4 protein-coding genes and 2 pseudogenes are annotated in these 2,588 nt (G+C 60.9%); 1 reads left to right on the top strand and 5 read right to left on the bottom strand.

The genetic code is table 11. The features are described from left to right. Window positions 1-246: 246 nt before the first annotated feature. From WH85_RS45940 to WH85_RS54350, 3 genes are all read right to left on the bottom strand, one after another. On the bottom strand, window positions 247-840 hold the full coding sequence (locus tag WH85_RS45940) for a hypothetical protein (protein WP_045748540.1): 594 nt from the start codon (window positions 838-840) through the stop codon (window positions 247-249). Window positions 841-1,025: 185 nt separating this feature from the next. Beyond that, a complete protein-coding gene (locus WH85_RS45935; protein ID WP_045748539.1) occupies window positions 1,026-1,343 on the bottom strand; it encodes a DUF6881 domain-containing protein in 318 nt (105 codons plus the stop codon). A gap of 245 nt (window positions 1,344-1,588) precedes the next feature. Beyond that, complete coding sequence (locus tag WH85_RS54350; RefSeq protein WP_425394703.1) at window positions 1,589-1,939, bottom strand: Imm1 family immunity protein; 351 nt, start codon at window positions 1,937-1,939, stop codon at window positions 1,589-1,591. Here WH85_RS54350 and WH85_RS53600 point away from each other — a divergent pair. After that, window positions 1,910-2,077, top strand: coding sequence for a hypothetical protein (locus WH85_RS53600; protein ID WP_245674397.1), 168 nt, complete (start codon window positions 1,910-1,912; stop codon window positions 2,075-2,077). The two genes, WH85_RS54350 and WH85_RS53600, sit on opposite strands and share 30 nt — an antisense overlap. On the opposite strand, the pseudogene WH85_RS54345 reads toward WH85_RS53600, so the two are convergent. Further along, window positions 2,029-2,268, bottom strand: a pseudogene (locus WH85_RS54345) (DddA-like double-stranded DNA deaminase toxin); the annotation flags it as partial. The gene WH85_RS53600 and the pseudogene WH85_RS54345 overlap by 49 nt on opposite strands. 10 nt (window positions 2,269-2,278) lie before the next feature. Continuing rightward, window positions 2,279-2,588: pseudogene (locus WH85_RS45930) on the bottom strand (hypothetical protein); the annotation flags it as partial.

The following is a 2,588-nucleotide window of genomic DNA, read 5'->3' as shown; positions in this document are numbered from 1 at the left end:
CGACTCGCCGGGGATCAGGTCGGCGGCGTCGCTCCATTCACCGGTGGTCGCGTCCCAGAAGGGATGGTGTGACGTGGTCTCCAGAACCGACTCGGTCGGTCCGCGGGTACTACGTCCCCCTTCGCCCTCACCCTCCGTCCGCACAATCTCGTCGGCCAGGTGGAGCTATCCGCCATCAGCGCCCGGGTTCGCCGGATCGAAACTGTGGCAGGTGTCCGGGTCGTTACCGCGCCAGGCCAGGTCGGCTCACCAGGGGGCTAGCCCTCTCACCGCGGTCGCTATCTCCTGCCGCCTCGCCCATCGTGACGGCTGGCGGAGCACCGCCAGCCGCTCCGCCAGCGCGGCCGGGACATCCTCTGCCTCGACGAGCATCGCGACGTCTCGTTGCTGCCATTCCTGCTCGATCTCCGCGAGCGGCGGCCTGATCGTCCGGAACGGCAGCTCCCGCCAGGCCCACCCCTCGTGGACGAACATGTCGGCGTTTCCCCAGATTTCCAGCATCCGGTCGGCCGAGTGGTCCCAGGCACGCTCCACATCGTCGATGTCACTCGCGAGCGTCACCGCCAGCTCTGCGACCCGCGAGTGCAGATAGTCAGCCCTCAGCCCGTCCCACGCGGCGCAGTCCTCCGCGAAGGCCAGCAGTCTCCGGACGTCCATCACATGAGCCGATCGCTCACCCGCATCCGCGAGGTTTAGCGGACCACACGCCACGATGCGCGCCACTTCGTCCGCGACCGGGCAGGGCGACAGGTAGAACAGCGGCAACGCCCGCACCAGCCCGAGATGAACCGCGCACCTCAGCCGATCCTCGACGCCATACACAGCACGGGCGGTCACCATGCGAGGCGGGGGCACCGCTTGCGACAGGTCTCGGCCGACCGTGTCATGACGAGCATCGCGGCCTGCCTATGGCCGATCCCAGGGTCGCGCTCCACAGAAGTCCACGGGATCCAGCCCGGTGACCGAAAGACGCCCCAAGACTCCTCATCCGCATGCCGGGCGCGGAATGACATGGATGATCTCGATCAGAACGCCACATCCTCATCGTCGATGAAGCCCATCGCTCCAGTGCTAGCTTCCCCCCAGAGCTCCTCGAACCAGTCTCCGGAGATCTCTTCCAGGAAAACGTCACCAGCAGAGAAGTACCCGACGAAATCGGGGATCGGCGCGGCCCTCAATGCGAATTCCGAGTTCGGCAGGTCGACCCCGACCCGCTCGCCGCGCCCACCGGCAAACGTTCCGACCTTCCGGATCTCGCGGCGCCCCGAGTCGATCTCGGCATACGTCTGATACAGCTCACCATCTCGGCGATGACGGTAATAGGTGGAAACATAGATTTTCATTGAAAATAATCCCGTTCAATTGCCTATATTCCAGCACAAGAATTCATTACCCTGGCCACAAACGGCGCTTTGACCCTCGTTTTCGGACCGTTAAGAGGAAGTTCCTCCGGCAAGCCCTTGACTCCAGGTCTCAGCCGCAGGAATCACTATCGGCACGACGCCGCGGTAAGCAGTCATGCGCCACAGCCGAGGCCGGCAAAGACTCGAAATCAACGACCTAAATCACCAGGGCACTCATCCGAATTTCATCGGAACTCGTGAGGCACCCACTTGATAACCGACGGCCTGACACCCCCTGATAGCACGAATTCTTTCAATGACTGGCGAATCACGTCGAGAGGAACCTCTGCATTTCCCGGGAACCCGTACGGGTATCCGACAAGGAGGTAGACGATTTCATTCTCGCGACCAGACTCGCCAACCGAGGAAAAGCTTCCCTTCTCATCCGTGAACCACATGACGCCCCGACCCCGAGCCTGACTGACTCCCACCAGTAACTCGTGATCGTCGACTCCAGACGGGAGTGCCTCTCGATCCAAAGAGTGGACCTGCGCCATGGAGGAGTCATGAGGCTCACCCAGGAGGGCATCGATCAACTGGTCAACCTCGTGCTCATCATGTATCGCGAACCTCCCAAAACGCTGATCCTCCCGGAACTGCGCTTCAGCACGAACCCGCTTTTCGGTCATTGGCCGGCCCTCCAGGGATTCACCCATCCAGAGCAGGCACCGTAGCAAAGTGCATCCATTTGCTTGTCATCCCCCCTCTTCCAATGGACCACCAGCCTCTGTTCCCTGTCCAGCATCTTGTTCAATACATCCCGACAGCCCCATTTTTGAGGACATGGACCACCCGGATGATTGATCACTACCTCCGCCCGCTTGCCTCTACCCAGCATCATCGCAAGTTTCGGTTCGATATGCCTTGCCGTCGGATTAGTAGAAAATCCCCTGGTAAAGCCCTTCTATATTTAGCACACGCTGCGCCTCAGCCTCGAGCAGCTGGTTCTCCGGGCCCTTGGTTCCGCTCGTCATATCGAAGAAATCACCGTCACCAATTTTTGCACGGCCTTGAATCTCACCCCCGTAAACATAGGGGTCCAGCGATTCGTATTCCGCCAGGAAAGCTTCTTTATCGAAACAATAATTGTTGTGGACGAGGACCGGTTCGTCGCCGGCGATGACGTAGTACGTGTGGATCTCGGCGACGGTGAGGTCGCGCATGACCTTCGGGCCGGTGTGCTCG

It is taken from the genome of Actinoplanes rectilineatus (assembly GCF_000962825.1).
In the GTDB taxonomy this organism is placed as follows: Bacteria; Actinomycetota; Actinomycetes; order Mycobacteriales; family Micromonosporaceae; genus Actinoplanes; species Actinoplanes rectilineatus.
The sequence above is the reverse complement of the archived record's forward strand: the minus strand, read 5'-3'. Positions and strand labels throughout refer to the sequence as shown.

Excerpts from the sequence above, each read along its gene's own strand:
- WH85_RS45935 (WP_045748539.1), bottom strand. The coding sequence starts at position 1,343 with ATGAAAATCTATGTTTCCACCTATTACCGTCATCGCCGAGATGGTGAG.
- WH85_RS45940 (WP_045748540.1), bottom strand. The coding sequence starts at position 840 with ATGGTGACCGCCCGTGCTGTGTATGGCGTCGAGGATCGGCTGAGGTGC.
- WH85_RS53600 (WP_245674397.1), top strand. The coding sequence starts at position 1,910 with ATGAGGCTCACCCAGGAGGGCATCGATCAACTGGTCAACCTCGTGCTC.